Genomic DNA, 19546 nt, shown 5'->3' with positions numbered 1-19546 from the left:
CGGCCCCCCCCCGCGCCGCGGGGGGGGGGGGGCGGGGGTGGGGGGGGGGCCCCCCCCCCCCCCCCCGCCCGGCCCCCCCCCACCACGTGTCAGCCGGTGGTGAGGACGAACTTCTCCCAGGCCCCGACGGACGTACGGTTGGCGATCAGTGACCCGGCCCCGGCGTTCTCCGCGCACACGATCTGGTTGTTGACCGTGGCGCGCAGACTGACCGTCCCATCCGAGTTGGTGATGAGCTGGAAGGTCTCCCACGACCCGACCGACGTGGCGTTGGCGACCAACGCTGCGGCGCCGGCGTTCGTGGCCGAAACGTAGAGCCCGTTGGCACGTGACCGCAGCGCGATGTTGCCGTTGCCGGCATCCACCCGGTCGAACTGCTCGGTCGTGCCGACGCTGGCCTTGTTGGCGATCAACGCGGTGCTGCCGACCGCCGACACGTACTGGTTGTTGACCTGCGCCCGCAGCGTGCTCACCGGCGTGCTGCCACCGGTGCCGGTGGTGAAGGTGAACGCGTCGACATCGAACAGGTAGCCCGACCCGCCCTTGAAGACCAGGTACAGCGTGGTCGACGCGCTGGGCGGGTTGCTGATAGTGGCTGACGCATCGACGAACGTCTCCCAGTTGCCGGTCACCGGAACCGTGACCGTGCCCAGCAGAGTGCCGGTGGCCGACCCGGTCCGGACCTCGATGGTGCCACCGGCGCCGGCCGACGACGCCCGCACGGTAATGCGGTTGGCGTTGGCCAGGTTGTACGGCGTGTACGAGATCCAGTCGTTGTTCTCGATGAACCCGGCCGTGCGGCCACCCTCGGCGCTGGTGTGGTCGGTGGCCTGGACACCGGACGTCGCGCCGAAGTGCTCACCCTGGCGGTGCTTCGGTTGCAGCGTCCTGATGCTGTGCGTGGTCAGACCGCCGTTGTCGGTGTAGGCGGCGTCGAAGACCCCGTAGATGTTGGCCGCGGAGTCGTGCTCCCCGTCGGTCGGCACGGTGATCGAGCCGCTGCACCCGTTCTTCGAGGTGATCTGGTGGGCGTGGCTGTCGTGGCCCAGCGCGTACGTCAGGCTCACCTTGGAACAGTCGATCGTGCCGTCCTGTGGGTCGCTCACGCTGATCTGGTACGACACCGTGTCGCCGAAGTTGAACAGCTGCCCGTCGACGGGCGAGGTCAGCGTCACCGTCGGCGCGGTGTTTCCCACGGTGATGACCAGGCTCGCCGTACCGGTCAGGCCGGCCGGGTCGGTGACCTTCAGGGTGGGGGAGTAGGTGCCGTTGGTGGTGTACGTCTTGGTGGGGTTGGCCGCCGTCGACGTGGTGCCGTCGCCGAACGTCCACAGGTAGCTCAGCGCCCCGCCCTCGGGGTCGGAGCTGCCAGCCGACGAGAAGTTCACCGTCAACGGGTTGGCCCCCGACGTGGGGTTCGCCGAGGCGACCGCGATGGGGTTGCGATTGCCGCCGCCGATGTACTCGATCCGGAACAGCGCCTGGTTGTTCGAGCCCGTGCCGTAGTCCAGCACGTACAGCGCGCCGTCCGGGCCGAAGGCCATGTCCATGACCTGGGTGCCGCTCCACGGGAACGAGGAGATCTCGCCGCGGGAGCCGTCGGCGTTGATGGCGATCGGCTTGATCCAGCGTCGGCCGTACTCGCCGGCGAAGAACTGGCCGTTGAGCGACTGCGGGAACTTGATGCTGGAGTTGAGCGAGGCGTCGTACCGGTAGACCGGCCCGGCCATGGGCGACTCGGAGCCGCTGCCGAACTCCGACGGTGACCCGGAGTCGCCGGCGTACTTGATCCAGGCCGGCTTCGCCGCGGGCAGCGTGCCGAGGCCCGTGTTGCGGAACGAGTTGTTGGTCGGCCCGCCCGTGCAGTTGTACTTCGACTGCGACGGCCCGGACGGGAACGTGTATTCATTGTATGTTTCGGTGCTCGTGTTGCTGCCGGTGCAGTACGGCCAGCCGAAGTTTCCGGGCGCCGTGATGCGGTTGAACTCCACCTGACCCTGCGGACCCCGGCTGGAGTTGGTGCTCCCGGCGTCCGGGCCGTAGTCGCCGACGTAGACGACGCCGGTCGCCTTGTCGACGCTCATCCGGAACGGGTTGCGCATACCCATCGCGTAGATCTCCGGACGGGTGTTGGCCGTGCCGGGCGCGAACAGGTTGCCCGACGGGATCGTGTACGTCCCGTCCGCCTGCGGCTTGATCCGCAGCACCTTGCCCCGCAGGTCGTTGGTGTTGCCCGCCGAGCGCTGGGCGTCGAACTGCGGGTTGCGGTCGGTGCGCTCGTCCAGCGGCGCGTAGCCCGACGACTCGAACGGGTTGGTGTCGTCGCCGGTGGTCAGGTACAGGTTGCCGGCGGCGTCGAAGTCCAGGTCACCGCCGACGTGGCAGCACTGCCCACGGTCGTTGGCGACCTGGAGCACGATCTTCTCGCTGCTCAGGTTGAGCGTGTCGTCGCTGTTGAGGGTGAACCGGGACAGCCGCAGGTGCCCCTTCCACCGGTCCCAGTCCGACTGCGTGCCGGTGGTAGGGGCGTCCCCGGACGGGGTGCTCAACGTGGGCGAGTAGTACAGGTAGATCCATCTGTTGGTGGCGAAGTTGGGGTCGACGGCGACGCCCTGCAACCCCTCCTCGTCGTGCGTGTAGACGGACAGGGTGCCGGAGACCTTGGTGTTGCCGGCCACGTCGGTGACCCGCAGGACGCCGTTGCGGGCGGTGTGCAGCACCGAGCGGTTGGGCAGGATGGCCAGGGACATGGCCTCGCCCAGCTCGGCCGAGCCGGTGGCGAGTTTGACCTGCTGATAGTCGCTGGCGGGGATAACCACCGCCTGGGCGGCGGTGGAGGGTGCGGCCACGGCCAGGGTCACACTCGCGACGGTGGTGACCGCCGCGACGAGTGCCCGGGACCAGCGCCGGGGGTTCGAGAGCATGATCGTCCTTCCTCGACGACCAGGGCCGGGCGTGCGGGGGCGCACCACGGCCAGGTGAGGGTGGTGAAGAAGCGAGCCGCGGCGCGGTCAGTTGGTGACGAGGTTGAACTTCTCCCACTGGCCGATGGAGGTCCGGTTGGCGATCAGCGGGGAGGAGCCCCCGTTGTCGGCGGCCACGTACCGGCTGTTCACGGTGGCCCGCAGGCTGACCGTGCCGTCGGAGTTGCGGATCAGCTGGAAGGTCTCCCACGCGCCGGCGGTGGCCCGGTTGGCGATCAGCGCGGCGGCCCCGGCGTTCTCGGCGGCGACGTACTGCCCGTTGCTCTTGGCGCGCAGCGCGACGTTGCCGTTGGCGAGGTTGACCAGTTCGAACCGCTCGCTGGTCCCGGCGGAGGTCTTGTTGGCGATCAGCGGGGTGGTGGCGTTGGGCGCGCTGACGTACTGGTTGTTGGCGAGGGCACGCAGGGTGGAACCGGTGGCGGCGGGCGGCGGGGTGGTCGGCGGGGCAGTCGTCGGCGGGGCCGTGGTGGGCGGCGCGGTGGTCGGCGGCGCGGTGGTGGGCGGCGCGGTGGTGGGCGGCGCGGTGGTCGGCGGCGTCGTCCCCGGCGAGCAGTTGGCGCTCACCGAACCCGCGGCGACCTGCAGGCCACCGAGCAGCATCTTGGTGAAGTTCGGGTCGGTGTACGACGCCTCGGTGTGCCCGAGGCCCGTGTACCAGGCCCGACCGCCGCCGAACGCCTTGCACCAGGTGATCGGGTGGTCGCCGTTCATGGTGCCGCCGCTGTAGGACGACTCGTCGAGGCTGGCGAGGACCCGCGCGCTGGAGCGGGGGTTGGTGCGGTAGTTGTACCACTCGTCGGAGCGGACCCAGGTGGCGCCGAGATGCGCGGTCGACGGGTTGGTCCGGTCCTCGATCTTCACGGTCGCGGTCTGGATCGCCGGGTGCGAGTCGAACCACGCGCCGACCAGCTGGCCGTACCACGGCCAGCTGTACTCGGTGTCGGCGGCGGCGTGCACGCCGACGTACCCGCCGCCGGCGGCGATGTACTGCTCGAAGGCCGTCTGCTGGCTGGCGTTGAGGACGTCGCCGGTCGTCGACATGAAGACCACCGCCTGGTACTGGGCCAGGTTGGAGGTGGTGAACTGGGCGGCGTCCTCGGTCGCGGTCACGCTGAAGCCGTTGGAAGCGCCGAGCTGCTGGATGGCCGCGATTCCGTTCGGGATGGACGAGTGCCGGAAGCCGGCGGTCTTGCTGAACACCAGGACCTTGGTCAGCGGTGCGGCCGAGGCCGTCGTGGGAAGGGCTATCAGGCCGGCCATCAACACGGCCAGGCCGGTGACGAATGCCAACAGGCGGGGACGGGAACGCATGGTCTTGCTCCTCTGCTGAGCGTCGACCCCGAGGGGTGCGCGAGGGCACGCCCGGGGCCAGGGTGGCGGTGGTGCGGAAGCCGGGCCGCCGATGCTCGGCTGAGATGGTGCGGTGATGTGGAGCGGTGGTGAACGTGCGATTGGCCAGCCGATGACTCCGACCAACCTCTATGGACGGTCACAGTGCATCGACTCACATCGCTGACGCAGTAAACCTCCGATGTCTGCGCCCCGTCAAGCCCACCCGCTCCGGCCTGGGACGCACCGTGGCACGGTCAGCGCCGGCGTCGGAGCGGGACGTAGGGTCGGCGGTATGTCCACCGACGAAGATCGCGAGCGCCTCGCCGGGCAACTCGCGGCGCTGCCGGTCCGTGAGCTGGTCGACGTCCTGCGGCGTGCCCTGCCGCGGTTCACGCAGGAGGTGTACGGCATGCGAACGGTGCTGACCCTGGCCAACGTCACCTGGTTCGAGGACGATGTCGACCCGGGCCTCGACGTCGAGTTGGTCGCCTGGCCCGATCGCGACTACTACGGCGGTGAGCTCGGCCTGGATCAGGGCCTGTGGGAGAACGGCCGGTGCCCACGCTGCGATGTCGAGGTCACCTCGAACGCCAAGCGCGCGCACTGCCCGTACTGCGGCACCGCGTGCGTCCTGACCTGACGGTGCGCGCCAGCGTCGCGGTGGTCAGCCTCGGCCGTTCGACTCCGGGTCGCGAGTGCCCCTGGTCGCCATGAGGATGAGGTCGGCGATCGCCTCGGGGTGCGTGACCATGGCGAGGTGTGAGGAGTCGACCTCGATCGTCGTCGCGTTCATCCGCTCGGCCAGGAACCGCTCCAGCTCGGGCGCGGTGGTCCGATCCGCGGTGGAGACGGAGTAGTACGGGCAGGCTTGCGCCGGAGGCGTCAGCGACCGAGGACGAGGTACGCGAGGCCCAGGACGCCGCGGTAGCCGCCGACGTACTGGCGCAGCCGGTCGTCGAGCTCCGCGCGGATCTGGTCCGCGCGGGGATCCTCGGGGTACGTCAGCAGCCACTCTTGCCGTCCCGCGAGCCAGGTGGACTCGAAGTCGTCCCACTCCCGCTGGTCGGCGGTGCTCAGGTGCAGCAGCCGCCAACCGCGCGCGCGGGCGGCCTCGACGAGGCCCGCGAGATCGGTGACGTCCGCACCGAAGATCCGCGTGGCCTCCGCGGTGGGGTCGGACTGCCAGTACCCCTCGCCGAGCAGCAGCCGCCCGCCCGGACGGACCACGCTGGCGAGCGCGTCGAGGGCCGCGCCGGTGCCGCCGAAGACGTGTGCCGAGCCGATACACAGGACCCGGTCGGCCGGCTCGTGCCAGGCCGCGGCCTCGCCCATCACGAAGGCGACGTGCCGGTTCAGCGACTTCTCGGCGGCGAGCCTGCGCCCGCGGGCGAGGGCGGCCTCGTCGGTGTCGACACCGACGCCCCTCGTCGCGACGGGGCCTGCCACGCCGCCCGCGGCGACGGCGCGCAGCAGCAGCTCGCCCCAGCCGCAGCCGAGGTCCAGCACGCGCGCGCCGGGGCGTACGTCGAGTCGTCGCAGCAGCAGGGCCGCGTGCTCCTCCGAGAGCGGCGTGTTCCAGCGCATCCGCGCGTACCGGCTGGCGGCGAGGTGGTCGGTGCTGTGCATCCGTTCAGGGTGTCAAGTCGGGATCACCGGCGCGCACCGGGTGGGGTGCGTTCGGGTTGCGCGCAGGTCGGGACGGGTGTCGGGGCGTACGGCAGGATCGGTGCAGTGGACGCGGGCGCGGCGCAGCCCTGGCGGTCGCCGACCCGGCAGGAGGTCGCGGCCGCGGCCGGTCGTGGCCTGGTGGACGTGATCGGCCCGGGCCTGCGGGTGCTGTTCTGCGGCTTCAACCCGGGTCTGTACTCGGCGGCGGTGGGGGAGCACTTCGCCCGCCGGGGCAGTCGCTTCTGGCCGGCCCTGCACGGCGCCGGCTTCACCGACCGGGAGCTGCGCCCGTGGGAGCGCGCCGAGCTGCTGCGGCAGGGGCTGGGCATCACCAGCCTGAGCAACCGGGCCACCGCCCGCGCCGACGAGCTGACCCCGGCCGAGCTGGTGGCCGGGGTGACCGGGTTGGCGGTGAAGGCCGAGCGGCACCGGCCGAGGTGGGTGGCGATTCTCGGGGTGACCGCGTACCGGATCGCGTTCGTCCGGCCGAAGGCCGGGCTGGGCCCGCAGCCGGAGCGGCTGGGCCCGGCCCGGGTCTGGGTGTTGCCCAACCCCAGCGGTCTGAACGCGCACTTCCCGCTGCCGGCGCTGACGGCCGAGTTCGCGGCGCTGCGGCGGGAGGCGGGTTCCTAGACGCCGTCGGCGGCCAGCGCCCGGTAGTAGGGGGTCATGGCGGGGTGGTACTCGTCGAACTCCGGTTGGCGGGAGCCGTCCCGGGAGGCGACCAGCATGTCCAGGTAGTACTCCCAGCCGGCGCCCACCTCGGCGATGCCGTCCAGGCTGGTGAGGCGCTGGGCGAAGCGCAGCTCGGTGATGCCGTCGGTCTCGGTCAGCGCGAACTCCAGCAGCCAGCTGCCCGAGCCGTCGATCATCGAGACGCCGAGGCGCCGCTGCGGCTCGCACACCTCGATGCGTACGTCGCACCAGGGCTGCTGCTCCTCGTACGCCATCTGGACCCGGATGGTCCGGCCGGGCCCGGCGTCGCCCTCCCACGGGCCGAACCAGCGGGCCGTGCGCTCCGACTCGGTAAGGCTCGCCCACACGTCCGCCGCCGGGGCGCGGAACGTGCGGGTCAGGACGAGGTCGTGGCCGGTGGCGGTGCGGAACAGGCGGCCAGCGGGTGTACGGGTCATGCGATGTGCTCCGTTCGGTGTTCCGCCGGGCCGCGGGCGCGGCGTTCCCGGCGGGTTCGATGGACCTCGGTCTCCAGGGCGTCGAGGCGTTGCTCCCACCGGTCCGGTGCGGTGAACTCGGCGAGCCAGTCGATCAGCGCGGCGAGCGGGCCGGGGTCGAGGCGGTAGATCCTGCGGCGGCCGATCAGCTCGTCGCGGACCAGCCCGCTCTCCCGCAGCACCCGCAGGTGGCGACTGACCGCGGGTCGGCTGATGGCGAACCGCTGGGCGATCTCACCAGCGGCCAGCGGCGCGTCGCGCAGCATGGTCAGGATGCGCCGCCGCACCGGGTCCGCGATCGCGGTGGCCACCTCGTCCACGCCCGAAGCGTAACCCATCGGTTACGGGTTTGCGTGGGGCCGGCTGCGTCGATGGTGGGCACATGATCACCTGACCTGGCACTCTTGAGGGCATGCCAGCCCAGCTTCGATCCCGCCTGCTCGATTGGACCGTCGCCGTACCCGTGCTCGCCGTGCTGGTGTTGCTCGTGACGTGGGGGCGGGACATTCCCGCCCCTCTCGTCGTGGTGGTCGCCGCGTTGCTGGGCGGTGCGGTGCTCGCCGCCGTGCACCACGCCGAGGTGGTCGCCCACCGGGTGGGGGAGCCGTACGGCTCGCTGGTGCTCGCCGTCGCGGTCACGGTCATCGAGGTGGCCCTGATCGTCACGCTGATGATCAGCGGGCCGGAGAAGACCCAGTCGCTCGCCCGCGACACCGTCTTCGCCGCCGTCATGATCACCTGTAACGGGATCCTCGGCCTGTCCCTGCTGCTCGGGGCGCTGCGCCGACGCGTGGCCGTGTTCAATCCCGAGGGCACCGGCGGGGCCCTGGCCACCGTGATCACCCTGGCCACGCTGAGCCTGGTCATCCCGACCTTCACCACGGCCCGCCCCGGCCCGGAGTTCAGCCCGGCCCAGCTCGCCTTCGCCGCCGTCGCGTCGCTCGCGCTGTACGGGCTGTTCGTGCTGGTGCAGACCGGCCGGCACCGCGACTACTTCCTGCCCGTCGACACCGAGGGTCGGGTGATCGACGCCGAGGAGCACGCCAAGCCGCCGACCACCCGCGCGGCGCTGATCAGCCTGGGGCTGCTGCTGGTGGCGCTGGTCGCGGTGGTCGGCGACGCCAAGACCGTCTCGCCGACCATCGAGGCCGGCGTGGCGGCGGCGAACCTGCCGCACGCGTTCGTCGGCGTGATCATCGCCCTGCTGGTGCTGCTGCCGGAGACCCTGGCCGCCGCCCGCGCCGCCCGCCGGGACCGCGTGCAGATCAGTCTGAACCTCGCCCTCGGCTCGGCGATGGCCAGCATCGGCCTGACCATCCCGGCCATCGCCATCGCCTCGATCTGGCTGGACGGCCCGCTGCTGCTCGGCCTCGGCGGCACCCAGCTCGCGCTGCTCGCGCTCACCGCGGTGACCGCCGTGCTGACCGTGGTGCCGGGGCGGGCCAACGTGTTGCAGGGCGGTGTGCACCTGGTGCTGCTGGCCGCGTTCGTCTTCCTGGCCGCCAGCCCCTGACCTTCTCGGCGTCGCGCCCCTCGGCGCTCGCCGGCCGCCGGCTCAGCCGGCGGCCGGCGGGTCGTCCGCCAAACTGTCCGCGCGGGCGTTGAGGTAGCGCTGCTGCGCCAGGTTCGTCGAGCGTGCCGCCGCCATCCGGTACGCCTCCCGCGCCGCGACCCGCTCGCCGGTCAGCTCCCACAGGTGGGCGCGGGCGGCCGGCAGCCGCGGATCGTCGGCCAACCGGACGTCGTCGGCCAGGTCGGCCAGCAGCGCCAGGCCGGCCGGCGCGCCCCGGCTCATGGCCACCGCCACGGCGTGGTTGAGCGCCACGACCGGATTGTCGGACAGGCCGAGCAGCACCTCGTACAGGGCGGTGATCTGCGCCCAGTCGGTGGCCGCCGCGGTGGGCGCCTCGTCGTGCACGGCCGCGATGGCCGCCTGGAGCTGGTACGGCCCGACGACCCCGCGCGGCAGCGCCCCGGTGATCAGGGCGACCCCCTCGGCAATCTGGTCGGCCCGCCACCGGCTGCGGTCCTGCTCGGCCATCGGCACCAACTCGCCGTGGGCGCCGATCCGCGCCGGCGCGCGGGCGTCGGTGAGCAGCATCAACGCGAGCAGCCCCGCGACCTCGGGGTCGTCGGGCAGCAGCCGGTGCACCAGCCGCGTCAGTCGGATCGCCTCGGCGGTCAGGTGGGCGCGCAGCAGCCCCGGGCCGGCGGTACGCGCGTACCCCTCGGTGAACACCAGGTAGAGCACGTGCAGCACCGCGGCGACCCGGTCGGCGCGCTCCGCCCCGGTCGGTGGCGCGAACCTCAGGCCACTGTCGCGGATGCGCTGCTTACCCCGGCTGATCCGCCGGGTCATCGTCGCCTCCGGCACCAGCAACGGCTGCATAGTCCGCGCATGGCTTTGAGCAGCAAGAACACACTCCGGGCGATCATCTACGTCCGCGTCAGCAGCTACGACACGCGCGCCGAGGACGCCGCCAACACCTCGCCGGACGTCCAGCGCACCCGCTGCCTCGCCCGCGCCACGGCCGAGGGCTGGACCCTCGCCGACGTGCCGAGCAACCTACCCGACCAGCCCGCCGGCATCATCTTCGATCTTGACGTATCCGGCAGCGACCGTGGCGACCGCCTCGACCGGCCCGGCCTCCGCATCGTGCGCGACGCCATCCGCACCCGTCGCGCGGACGTTGTCGTGTCGCTGCGCCTCGACCGGCTGGCCCGGAACACTGTCGACCTGCTCACGCTCGCCGAGGAGTTGGAGCGCCACGGGGGCGCCTTTGCCCTGGCCGAAGGCGACATCAACACCGCCGGCCCGTACGGAAAGCTCATCTTGACCATCATCGCTGCCATCGCCGAGATGGAAGCGAAGATCATCACTGCCCGCACGATGGCCGGCAAAATCGCCGCCCGCGCCGAGGGCCGATGGATCGGCACCCGCCGGCCCCCGCTCGGCTACGTCAAGGCCCCGCACCCATCGATCAAGGACGCCTGGACGCTCGACCTCGACCCGGCCCTGTCCGGCACCGTCCGCACCGCCGCCGACATGCTGGCCGCTCCCGATGGCTCGCTACTCAAGGTCGCGCGCTGGCTGACCGCGCAGGGTGTGCCGACCGCCACCGGCACGGGCACCTGGCGCCCGGCTGTGGTCTGGGCAGCGTTCACCAATGAAGCGATGATCGGCCGTCACTTCTGGCAGGGTGACGTGCTCCGCGACGCAGCCGGCCTGCCGGTCGCATCCTTCCCTGCCCTGCTCCCCGAAGCGACCTGGCGCGTGATCCGCACCCGCTACGGAGTGCCCAAGCGCCGGACGAAGCAGCGCGACGGCTGGGAACGCCCCGACGGCACCGCGCCGACCGGCCGGCCGCCGGCCCTGTACCTGCTCAGCGGAGGCATTGCCCGCTGCGGCAACTGCGGCGGCCCGCTCACCGTGGCCCCGGACAACCAGGGCCACAAGCGCTACCGCTGCGACCGCCGAGGCCGCGACCAGTGCTCGCGCGGCGTATCGATTCGCCTCACCGACCTGGACGCCATCGTCACCGACCGATTCCTGTCCCTGGCCGGCAACCTGTACGCCGCCGACGTGCAGGAGGTCACCACCGCACCCGACGCTGCCCGCCGCGCGGACCTGGCCGAGGCCATCCGCCAGGCCGAGCGCGCGGCCTTCGCCGCCGATGATGCCGAGGATGAGGCCGCCTACGCCGCCGCGCGTGCTCTGCGCCGCTCGCTGCGCGCCGAGCTGGACGCGCTCCCGACGACCGCCGTAGTCACCCGCCAGCGCGTGATCAGCTCCAGCACCTGCGCCGAGCGCTGGGCCGCGCTGGACGGCAACACGGACGCGCGCCGCGAGCTGCTGCGCCCGCTCGTGACCGTCACCGTCGCGCCGGCCACGGAGCGCACCCCGACCGGCCACTACGACGCCTCGCCGGAAGCCCTCGCGCGCCGTGTCCGCACTGGCTGGGCTGACGAACTGACCGACGCCGCCATTGACGCCCTGGAAGACGCCCCCGCGCGCCTGCTGTAGCCGCCGCTGAGGCCCGAACATGAGCGGCCCGTCCCCTTTGCGTGGGCGGGCCGTTCGTCGTCTCTGCGGCCCTCCCACGGAGCCCTTCGTTGCAGGTCAGCGAACGGCCGCACACCAAGATCAACGCACACTTTCGGCCCGCAGGCGGCATCTAGTAGTTGGGCGACTTTTCCGCCGACCACCCATCACCCACTGCCCGTAACGCCGCCAGCACAGAACGCGTTTCACCCATTCGTACCTGTGAATTTCACCACAGCTACGCACTCCCGCTAGCACACTTTCGGCCGCCAAGCCGAGTACCACGTGTCGGCATCTTTTGCCGGCCTCCAACCCCACCCGAAGGACCCCAACCCCCATGACCACCAACCCCACCGATCAGCCCCGTCGCCCCGGCCGCCCTCGCAAGTACGCCAGCAACGCCGACCGCCAGCGCGCATACCGCCAGCGCCGGACCGCTCGCGGCTCCGCACCGCACCAGCCCCCGCCCGCGTACGCCGAGGACGCCGAGCGCTACTCCGGCCCCGTGTACGCCGGCCGGATCGTCGTCACGGCCGACGGCCGCGAGTTCTTTATCGGCGAGCGCGTGCCGGCCGGGGAGGTCCCGCCGCCGCCGTCCCTGCCCAACGGCCACCGCCGGAGCCAGCGCCAGTACGGCCACCCGGCCGGCCTGCGCGCGGCTGTCCGCTCGGAAGACCTCGCCGCGCTGCTCGATGACGCCGGCACCCCCGACGCCCCGCCTGCGTACGGCTCCGGCGTCATGCTGGTGAACCTCGAAAGCGGCTGGTACGCCTACGGCGCGCTGCCCTGGCGCGCTCCCGAGGCGACGGCCTGACCCCCGGCGCACACCAGTGTTACGCAACTACCCATAGGTAGAGGGCAATACCTCTGCCAGCGCCCCCGATGAGTTTCGTCCCTTTCGCATCGGGCTGAGCGCGGGTACCGCCCCGCAACGCGGCTCATGCAATGGCAGCCGCGCGGGGCACCGGGGCCGGTCGGCTTCATGGGGTAGCCGACCGGTCCCACACCTTGCCCCGCTGCGGCTTTTCTTGCGTCGAGCCGCACGCGAGGCACCCCGGCCTGGTTGAGGCCCGTAGAACCTCGACCAGGCCACCTAACTTCCCAGCCTGGCGCCTCGCGAGCGCCTGCGCCGGGCATCGCCGGATCGCTACCGGCCAGCACCACCGCTCCACAAGCGACCCGCAGCGCCGCGCACACCGGGCAGGCCCGGCACCGCGCCGGCTGCCGGTCGCTCTCGCACGCCCACGGCAGGCCCGTAGGCACGCACACCAGCAGGTCTGGACGAGTCAACGCGCGTCGATGCCCGACGCATCGATCGCTCACCCAACTCTCCAGAATGGAACCAATCACCATGAGCAACAACATCATCAACAACAGCCAGGCCCTCGCGTCCGTGGCTTCCGTGTTCGTCGCGAAGGATCTTCGTCTGGCGAACCAGATCAACCGCGACTTCGCGGCCGACTTCGAGCGCGCCCTCGGCTCGACCGTCAACGTCCGCATCCCCGCGTCGCTGGCCGCCGACAGCCGCGCCGTTGGCGACATCTCGGCCTACAACACCCGCGACATCGCCGAGGCGACGCAGCCGGTCGCTCTGACTGCCGAGCTGTTCAGCCGCACTGCGGTCAGTGACGCGGACATGGCGCTCAGTGTTGAGGACTACGCGCGTCAGGTTCTGCTCCCGCAGGCGATCGGCCTGGCCTCGAAGGTCGAATCGAACATCGTCACTTCGTTGCAGGCTGTGGTCGAGGACACCACCCTCGATGCCGCCTACGACCCGTCCGACAAGAGCCAGGTTCTCGACTTCCTTGTGGACGCTCGCGCCGCGCTGCGTGCCAAGGGTTCTCCGGAGACCGGCTTGTCCGCCGTGCTCAGCGTCGAGGCGTATGCAGCGCTCTTGAAGGCGACCGGCGCCGCGTCCTACGACGTGTTCGGCACCAACGGCGCCGCGACTGGCCGCGTGGTGAACGTCGCCGGCCTGAACGTGATCGAGTCCAACCGGCTCGCCGCCAAGGAAGCCATCATCATGCACCAGGACGCCGTCACTCTCGCCCTGCGTGCCCCCGTGGCCGCTCACGGCGTCGAGTCGTCCAGCGTCATGGCGGAAGGCGGGGTGCCCCTGCGGCAGGTTCTGGCCTTTGACCACACCACCGGCCAGCACGTGAGCCTGCTCTCGACCTTCGCTGGCGTCGCCACCCTGACCGCTTCGGTCGAGGGCACCAACCAGCTCTGGATTGTGCGCGTCGCCGCCTGATCCACCGTCCACCTTGGACACCCCGCAACACCAGCGCGCTAGGGAAGTGCAGATCCCGCGACGACGCGCGCACCTGATCCTGGCCCGATCCGGGCGTAGACCGCTGCACCGGTCTACCTCGGGTCGGGCCATTTTTCGTACCTGCCAAGGAGTGCAGACCAATGGCACCTACCGACAACACCGCCCCCACCCCCGACGACACCACCGCCCTCATCCGCGAGGTCGCCGCTGAGCGGTTGCTCATCGCGGCAAGGATCATCCGCGAGGGCAGCAACGACATGCTCGCAATCGATCTGATCAGCGAGGCGCACTCGCGCTTGCTGGACGCCGTCATGCCCGGCCTCGGCACGGGGGTGCAGCACTGATGATGACCACGCTTCTTGCAGCCGCCGCCTCGACGGCCGCCACCGCCGCCGCGCTGCACGCCGTCATCACGACCGTTCTCGACGCCCGCCGGGCCGACGCCGAGCGGACCGCAGCCCACCGCCGCGCCGATCACCTCGTGGCTATCGGCGCCCAGGCCCGGCACCGGATTGGAGCCCAGTGATGCCCGCCGACCCGCTGACCGCCGCCAACCTCTGCGCGAACACACCGCCGGCCGACGGCCCGCCGGCCGAGCCGCAGCGCCCCCGGCGCCGTGGCCGCCGAGGCGGACGCCGTGCCCAGCGTGCCCACCGAGCGGCCGAGCGCCGCACCGAGACCGAGAAGTAGGCCCATCATGACCGATGACGCGCACGATCTGCGCTCCGGCCCGCTCTGCGCCCGCGATGGCTGCCGGAACCCTGCCCGTGGCAAGGCGACGACCGGCGCCAAGGGTGGCCGCCCGTCTCCGTACTGCTCGACGGCTTGCGCCACGGCTGCCCGCCGCTGGCGCAAGGCCCGTGACCGCGACGTGTCCCGCCGTGTCGACATCGTGAAGCAGGCCGCGCGCGTCGCCGACTTGGCCGCGCATGAGGCCGCCGGCCGGCCGCCGGAGTACCGCCGCGAGTGGCAGACCCTGATCGAATCCTTTAACCGCAAGGCTTTTGACGATCCTCTGTCCTATGCAGACTTCATCGAACGCATCGCCCGCGATCACTTCCCGGCCGAGTGGTTCGACGCCCGCGACGCGAAGGATGAGCGCCCGATCGGCTACGAGCTGACCGTGCCGACGCCCCGGGGCAAGACCGTGACCGTGTGGGTTGACCGCCTGGCCGGCACCAGTCCGCGCGTGCGCGACGACGCCGGCCGCCTCCGGCCCCTGGCTGAGTACCGGACCCGCACCGAGCGCGAAGCCCTCATCGATGGCGATCCTGCATGATCATACAGGACCATGCATGAAGAAACATCACGGGACGGTAACGGTCGATAGGTTGGATGACACCGAAACCTCCCGCAGCCGCCGGCCACTGTCCACCGCCGGCAGCCCCGGCGCAGCCGATCTAACCCGCTTCTAGCTGCGAAAACGCCAAGTGCGATTCCGCCATCAGAAGTGCACTCCCCGCACCCCGGCCCGATACCGGTACTTGGATGACACCGAAACCTCCCGGCCGCATGACCATGCGCCGAAACGCCCGCCGAGCAACACCCGGAGGCCCCTTGCACGACGACGATCTCAGCCCCGACGACCTCGACACCGCCGATGGCGTGTGGCTCGCCCCCGAAACGCTCCGCGTCACCCTCGGACAGCCGAGGCACCTCCCCGGCCGTCGCGTCGTGTGGTCCGGCTCGGACCCGCTCGACGGCGCCACCACCGACCCGGCCGCGTACGTGGCCCGCGCCATCACCGCTCAGCAGCGCGCCAACGGCTTCTGACCCGCCCACCCGCTAGAACAGGACGCCCCACCATGCCTCGCCGCAACTCCCGCCCCCGCCGCGTTCGCCGTACCGCCGTCCCGGACGTGATCGCCGAGGCGACCGCCCGCGCCCATCGCGCCTACCTGCGGAACAACTGGCCCGACCTGGCCGCCGAACTCCCCGCACCCCGCCGGTACCGCGACGACGCGCCCCGCCGGCCGGAGCAGCCCCCGGCCACGCCCCCGGATGGGCGGCCCGTCGTGTATCGCGCCGTCCCGCAGCCCCGGACCGCCCAGCCGCCCGCAGCCCCGGCCCAGCCGGAGCAGGACCACGCCGAGATCCTGGCCGACCTCAGCGCCAGGCTCGACGCCCTGGCCGCTACGGTCGGCCGCGATCAGCTCCGCGCCTTCCTGGTGGCCCAGGCCGCCGCGACGCCCGAGGACGTTCGATGGTCCCGCCTGCTGGCCATCCTCGACGGTCGCCCCGTCGCCGCCCGCCTGTCTGGCCTGTCTCGCGCGGTCCGCCGTGCGGGGCGCCTGCTGACTGCACGGGACGCCTAACCCCGCCGCCCCGTCACCGACAGACCCCGGGGCCGGGCACATCCTTCCCACCACCCGCGATGCTGCCCGGCCCGCCTGCGGCTGCACCCGCCTGCGCCCACTGCCCGCCGCTGGCCTTCGGCCGCCGGCCCGTTGCCGGGCGCACGGCTCGCCCATCGCCCACCCATCGCGCCGTTCGTTCTGCTCATGCTTGCTCGTTCGCTTCCGTGCTCGCCGCGATGGCTCGCGCCCCGGCCCGGCTCAACGGCTCACACCATCGGCTCAGCTCAGCGGCTCAGAAGCTCAGCTCAGCTCAGCGTGTGAGTCAGGCTCAGCGCACGCCGAGCGAAGCGAGGCTGTGCATGCTGGTGCCCAGCACATGAGCACACGATGACGGCAGTGCATACATGCAGGTCAGCGCACAGCGAACAGCCCATGATGAGTCACAGTTGTCGATTGGCGTCGCAACGATCAACGACGATCAACGCAACGCAGCGCGACGATCGACAGCGCTGACTACGACGGAACGTGACGCGATCATCGACCGAGGGTGGGGAGTGACCCCCATCGACGCCGCCGCCGCCCCGGTCGGTATGGCACCAAAGACAACGCCCGGGTCTGACCGAATCCACAGAGTTCCACAAAAATTCACAGAACCCCAAAATGAGGCCCCCGATGACCGACACCCCCGCCGACGACGGCCGCTCGCCGGCTTGGCTGCCTGACGGCGTGCCGCTGAGCGTGTGGGAGACCGTCCGCGCCGAGGTATCGCTGTCCGGCGCGCAGATCGCCCGCCTGCGCATGGCCCTGGACACCCTCCACGCCGCCGAGCAGGCCGAGGCCGAGGCCGGCCAGATGTCCGACCGTGACCGCCTGGCCGCGCTGGCTGGCGCCCGCTCTGCCCGTGCCGCCGTTGACCGCCTGGTCGCCGCGCTGACCGGCGACGCGACCACCGACGGCAAGCCAGGCCCGGCCCGCAAGGTCGGCACCCTCCACGGCCACCGCAGCCGCGTCGAGCGCCGCGAACGGGGCGAGGAGGTCTGATGGCTGCCTTCACGCCCAACCGCCGCACCGCGTCCGCCGGCCCGACCTGCGCCACCTGCGGTACCCGCGTGACCGCCACCGACCTGCCCGGCCCGCGCTGGCAAATTGACCTCTGGTTCGGCCCGGACACGACGCACACGCCGAACGGCTCGCCGCTGAAGTGCGCCGAGTGCGCCGATGCCGACCTGCGCGCCAGTTACGGGCGCCGCTGAGACCCAGCGCGCACCCCCGGACCCGGCCACACGCCCGGCGCCTGCTGCCGGCCCGGCTGGTCGCCCCCACGCGCGCCGCGCGCCCATTCCCGGCCGATGGCCCCTGGCCGCCGGCCCGGCGGACGTGGACGACGCCGGCCGCTGCACCTTCTGCATGGCTATGACGGACGAACCGGGCTCCACGAGGACGGCCATGACTGGCCCCACCTAACGCTGATCTTGCTTGCGTTAAGTAACGGTGTGTGACGGTTGAGGTCGTTGGCGCAGCCACTCGATACTGCACGCATCTAGCCGATGAGAGTGCACATGTCCGCGCCAGCGGTACGACTCTCCGTGTGCCCAATGGACGATGCAATAGACGATGTCTACACGAACGTGGTAGACACTGTCTATGTCGGAGCTAGGCGGGGGTCTTCGCGCTCGCCTGGTCGAGGTTGGTGTTGACCTCGTGACGCGAGAGGGCAACGGAGCCCTCTCGTTGCGGGAGATCGCCCGCCGAGCGGGGGTGTCGCATGGCGCGCCCCGCCGCTACTTCCCCACTCACCAGGCGCTGCTGGCCGCCATCGCGCGGGAGGGCTACCTGCGCCTCGGCCAGCAGGTCGCCGAACTGGTCGGCGATGATGACGCGGACCCGTACGCGCAGCTGCTCGCACTGGGCCGGCTGTACCTGGAGTTCGCGCAGGCCAACCGCGGCATGTTCGAACTCATGTTCCGCCACGACCTGTTGCGGGGAAACGGAATGGGCCTGCGGGAGGCCAGTGGCCCCCTGTTCGAGATCTTGGTCGACCTGGTCACCAGAGCCCGGCCCACGCCGCCGGGCGGGTCGGCGCCGTCCGTCGTCGCCGGCGCACTGTGGGCCAACCTGCACGGCATCGCCCAACTCTGGCTGTGGGGCAGCTTGCAGACGGTGATGGAAACCGGCGATGTCGAATCGCTGCTGGACGCCGCGCTGGACGCCCATCTCCAATGGACCACGCGATCTTGATCAGCCACCACACCGGAAGGAACCAGATGCAGATAGCCATCATTCTCTTCGAACGGTTCACCGCCCTCGACGCCGTCGGACCCTACGACGTTCTGTCCCACCTGCCCGGCGCCGAGACCGTGTTCGTTGCGCATCGCTCGGGTCCGGTCACCAACGAGGTGGGCAGCCTGCACCTCACCGCCACCGCCACGCTGGCCGACGTACCGAGACCGGACGTCGTCGTGGTGCCCGGCGGGCCGGGCTGGCACGCCCAGATGATCGATGGTCCGGTACGCCAATGGCTACGCGCCGCCGATGAACACAGCACCTGGACCGCATCGGTGTGCAGCGGATCGCTTTTGCTCGCCGGGGCCGGCCTGCTCACCGGGCGTCGGGCCACCACACACTGGCTGGCCCATGACCAACTGGCGCCGCTGGGCGCCATCCCCGTCGCCGAACGCGTCGTCGTCGACGGAAAGTACCTCACGGCCGCCGGAGTTTCCGCCGGCCTGGACATGGCGTTCACCCTCGCCGGACGGATCGCCGGCGACGCCGTCGCCCAGACCATTCAGCTCGCGCACGAGTACGAGCCCCGGCCGCCCTACCATGCCGGTTCACCCGACCGGGCCCCTCGCAAGATTGTTGACGCGCTGCGCGCCCGCCGCAGCGCCATCCTGTACTGACAGCGAAGGGGACAAATGCTGCTGCAAGCGACCGTACGGCTGCTGATCGCTCCGCTCGTTCGGCTGCTCTACCGGCCAGTCATCGAGGGACGCGAGAACGTTCCGCGGCACGGCGCGGTGATCCTGGCCGCCAACCACCTGTCGTTCATCGACAGCGTCGTGATTCCGCTGGCGGCCCCCCGACCGGTCGCTTTCCTCGCCAAGGCCGAGTACTTCCAGCAGCCCGGGCTCAAGGGCCGGCTGACCCGCATCTGCCTCACCGGCATCGACGCCATTCCCGTACAACGAGGCGACCACCGCGCAGCACAGACGTCACTGCAGGTCGCCCTCGACGTGCTCGCCGACGGACGAGCCTTCGGCATCCACCCCGAAGGCAGCCGGTCACGCGATGGGCGGATTTACCGCGGCCGGACCGGGGTTGCCTGGCTCGCGCTCGCCTCCGGCGCTCCGGTCGTCCCCGTTGCCGTCCTCGGCACCGACCGCATCCAGCCCGTCGGTGCCCGGCTCCCCCGAGTCGGCCAGATAACCGTGCGCTTCGGCGCACCAATGTGGTTCGCGCAATCCCCATCGGGCCGTAGCGGCCAGATCCGACGCGCCGTCACCGACGAAATCATGGCCGCAATCCAGAACCTCTCCGGTCAAGAACCGGCCGATAGCTACAACGAACTTTCAGCCGCCGCCTAGCGAAGGCTCGGACCACGGCCCGCAAGCCGTGATACAAGGCCGTTCCACGTACTCATCTGGCCGCGATCCGCGCGTGCAGCCGTCACTCGGTTCATCGCAATCCCAGAGCACAATCACCCAGGGTGACTGACCGACGGTGGTACTCACCGTGCAGTGAAGGCCACTGGCCCCGCCGGGCGCTCGGCCGTCCCCGCT

At 71.2% G+C, this 19546-nt stretch carries 24 protein-coding genes; 17 read left to right on the top strand and 7 right to left on the bottom strand.

All coding sequences use genetic code 11. From position 1 onward, the window contains the following. Positions 1-89: 89 nt before the first annotated feature. Positions 90-2924 carry a PQQ-dependent sugar dehydrogenase gene (locus tag ACFYPR_RS27140; RefSeq protein WP_354863309.1) on the bottom strand — a complete coding sequence of 945 codons (2835 nt, stop codon included), beginning with the start codon at positions 2922-2924 and terminating at the stop codon, positions 90-92. An 87-nt stretch (positions 2925-3011) separates the two neighbouring features. After that, positions 3012-4295 carry a ThuA domain-containing protein gene (locus tag ACFYPR_RS27135; protein WP_387263176.1) on the bottom strand — a complete coding sequence of 428 codons (1284 nt, stop codon included), beginning with the start codon at positions 4293-4295 and terminating at the stop codon, positions 3012-3014. 313 nt (positions 4296-4608) lie between these two features. Between ACFYPR_RS27135 and ACFYPR_RS27130 the strand changes: the two genes are divergently transcribed. Further along, entirely contained in the window at positions 4609-4956 is a 348-nt protein-coding gene (locus ACFYPR_RS27130; RefSeq protein WP_354863228.1) for a hypothetical protein, read from the top strand. 24 nt (positions 4957-4980) lie between these two features. Here the strand turns inward: ACFYPR_RS27130 and ACFYPR_RS27125 are convergent, their stop codons facing one another. Beyond that, a complete protein-coding gene (locus ACFYPR_RS27125; protein ID WP_355068704.1) occupies positions 4981-5109 on the bottom strand; it encodes a hypothetical protein in 129 nt (42 codons plus the stop codon). An 89-nt stretch (positions 5110-5198) separates the two neighbouring features. After that, on the bottom strand, positions 5199-5942 hold the full coding sequence (locus ACFYPR_RS27120; RefSeq protein WP_355068702.1) for a methyltransferase domain-containing protein: 744 nt from the start codon (positions 5940-5942) through the stop codon (positions 5199-5201). 105 nt (positions 5943-6047) lie between these two features. On the opposite strand from ACFYPR_RS27120, the gene mug reads away from it, so the two are divergent. Further along, positions 6048-6617, top strand: coding sequence for a G/U mismatch-specific DNA glycosylase (mug, locus tag ACFYPR_RS27115; protein WP_355068700.1), 570 nt, complete (start codon positions 6048-6050; stop codon positions 6615-6617). Here mug and ACFYPR_RS27110 read toward each other — a convergent pair. Beyond that, complete coding sequence (locus tag ACFYPR_RS27110) at positions 6614-7117, bottom strand: SRPBCC family protein (RefSeq protein ID WP_387186544.1); 504 nt, start codon at positions 7115-7117, stop codon at positions 6614-6616. The two genes, mug and ACFYPR_RS27110, sit on opposite strands and share 4 nt — an antisense overlap. Further along, positions 7114-7476: a metalloregulator ArsR/SmtB family transcription factor gene (locus ACFYPR_RS27105; protein ID WP_355068696.1), complete on the bottom strand. Its 363-nt coding sequence runs from the start codon at positions 7474-7476 to the stop codon at positions 7114-7116. The genes ACFYPR_RS27110 and ACFYPR_RS27105 overlap by 4 nt, the downstream gene beginning before the upstream one ends. 92 nt (positions 7477-7568) lie before the next feature. Between ACFYPR_RS27105 and ACFYPR_RS27100 the strand changes: the two genes are divergently transcribed. Beyond that, positions 7569-8669: an ionic transporter y4hA gene (locus ACFYPR_RS27100; RefSeq protein ID WP_355137109.1), complete on the top strand. Its 1101-nt coding sequence runs from the start codon at positions 7569-7571 to the stop codon at positions 8667-8669. A 42-nt stretch (positions 8670-8711) separates the two neighbouring features. On the opposite strand, the gene ACFYPR_RS27095 is transcribed toward ACFYPR_RS27100, so the two are convergent. Then, positions 8712-9416, bottom strand: a complete 705-nt coding sequence (locus tag ACFYPR_RS27095; RefSeq protein ID WP_387263174.1) for an RNA polymerase sigma factor — start codon at positions 9414-9416, stop codon at positions 8712-8714. Here ACFYPR_RS27095 and ACFYPR_RS27090 point away from each other — a divergent pair. The 14 genes from ACFYPR_RS27090 to ACFYPR_RS27025 all read left to right on the top strand — a co-directional run bounded on the left by ACFYPR_RS27090 (position 9408) and on the right by ACFYPR_RS27025 (position 19351). Beyond that, on the top strand, positions 9408-11180 hold the full coding sequence (locus tag ACFYPR_RS27090) for a recombinase family protein (protein ID WP_387263171.1): 1773 nt from the start codon (positions 9408-9410) through the stop codon (positions 11178-11180). The two genes, ACFYPR_RS27095 and ACFYPR_RS27090, sit on opposite strands and share 9 nt — an antisense overlap. Positions 11181-11535: 355 nt before the next feature. Further along, positions 11536-12012, top strand: a complete 477-nt coding sequence (locus ACFYPR_RS27085; RefSeq protein ID WP_387263168.1) for a hypothetical protein — start codon at positions 11536-11538, stop codon at positions 12010-12012. A gap of 537 nt (positions 12013-12549) precedes the next feature. Next, positions 12550-13449 (top strand): P22 phage major capsid protein family protein, encoded by a 900-nt coding sequence (locus ACFYPR_RS27080; protein ID WP_387263165.1) that lies wholly within the window; start codon positions 12550-12552, stop codon positions 13447-13449. A gap of 161 nt (positions 13450-13610) precedes the next feature. Then, complete coding sequence (locus ACFYPR_RS27075) at positions 13611-13814, top strand: hypothetical protein (protein WP_387263162.1); 204 nt, start codon at positions 13611-13613, stop codon at positions 13812-13814. Beyond that, entirely contained in the window at positions 13814-13996 is a 183-nt protein-coding gene (locus ACFYPR_RS27070) for a hypothetical protein (RefSeq protein ID WP_387263159.1), read from the top strand. Before ACFYPR_RS27075 ends, ACFYPR_RS27070 begins: the two co-directional genes overlap by 1 nt. Then, on the top strand, positions 13996-14160 hold the full coding sequence (locus ACFYPR_RS27065) for a hypothetical protein (protein ID WP_387263156.1): 165 nt from the start codon (positions 13996-13998) through the stop codon (positions 14158-14160). The genes ACFYPR_RS27070 and ACFYPR_RS27065 overlap by 1 nt, the downstream gene beginning before the upstream one ends. Before the next feature lie 7 nt (positions 14161-14167). After that, a complete protein-coding gene (locus tag ACFYPR_RS27060; protein ID WP_387263153.1) occupies positions 14168-14749 on the top strand; it encodes a hypothetical protein in 582 nt (193 codons plus the stop codon). A 278-nt stretch (positions 14750-15027) separates the two neighbouring features. Beyond that, positions 15028-15243, top strand: coding sequence for a hypothetical protein (locus tag ACFYPR_RS27055; protein ID WP_387263150.1), 216 nt, complete (start codon positions 15028-15030; stop codon positions 15241-15243). Positions 15244-15275: 32 nt separating this feature from the next. After that, the gene (locus ACFYPR_RS27050) at positions 15276-15785 is read left to right on the top strand and encodes a hypothetical protein (protein ID WP_387263148.1); all 510 of its coding nucleotides are present in this window, start codon (positions 15276-15278) and stop codon (positions 15783-15785) included. Positions 15786-16439: 654 nt separating this feature from the next. Further along, the gene (locus ACFYPR_RS27045) at positions 16440-16808 is read left to right on the top strand and encodes a hypothetical protein (protein WP_387263145.1); all 369 of its coding nucleotides are present in this window, start codon (positions 16440-16442) and stop codon (positions 16806-16808) included. Next, positions 16808-17020: a hypothetical protein gene (locus ACFYPR_RS27040; protein WP_387263142.1), complete on the top strand. Its 213-nt coding sequence runs from the start codon at positions 16808-16810 to the stop codon at positions 17018-17020. The genes ACFYPR_RS27045 and ACFYPR_RS27040 overlap by 1 nt, the downstream gene beginning before the upstream one ends. A 391-nt stretch (positions 17021-17411) precedes the next feature. Next, positions 17412-18005 (top strand): TetR/AcrR family transcriptional regulator, encoded by a 594-nt coding sequence (locus ACFYPR_RS27035; protein ID WP_387263139.1) that lies wholly within the window; start codon positions 17412-17414, stop codon positions 18003-18005. Positions 18006-18031: 26 nt separating this feature from the next. Next, on the top strand, positions 18032-18667 hold the full coding sequence (locus tag ACFYPR_RS27030; RefSeq protein WP_387263137.1) for a DJ-1/PfpI family protein: 636 nt from the start codon (positions 18032-18034) through the stop codon (positions 18665-18667). Between the two features lie 15 nt (positions 18668-18682). Further along, the gene (locus tag ACFYPR_RS27025; protein WP_387263135.1) at positions 18683-19351 is read left to right on the top strand and encodes a lysophospholipid acyltransferase family protein; all 669 of its coding nucleotides are present in this window, start codon (positions 18683-18685) and stop codon (positions 19349-19351) included. Positions 19352-19546: the final 195 nt, after the last annotated feature.

Origin of the sequence: Micromonospora sp. NPDC005254, assembly GCF_042872525.1 — a bacterium.
In the GTDB taxonomy this organism is placed as follows: domain Bacteria; phylum Actinomycetota; class Actinomycetes; order Mycobacteriales; family Micromonosporaceae; genus Micromonospora.
This window is presented reverse-complemented; position numbering and strand designations above follow the sequence as displayed.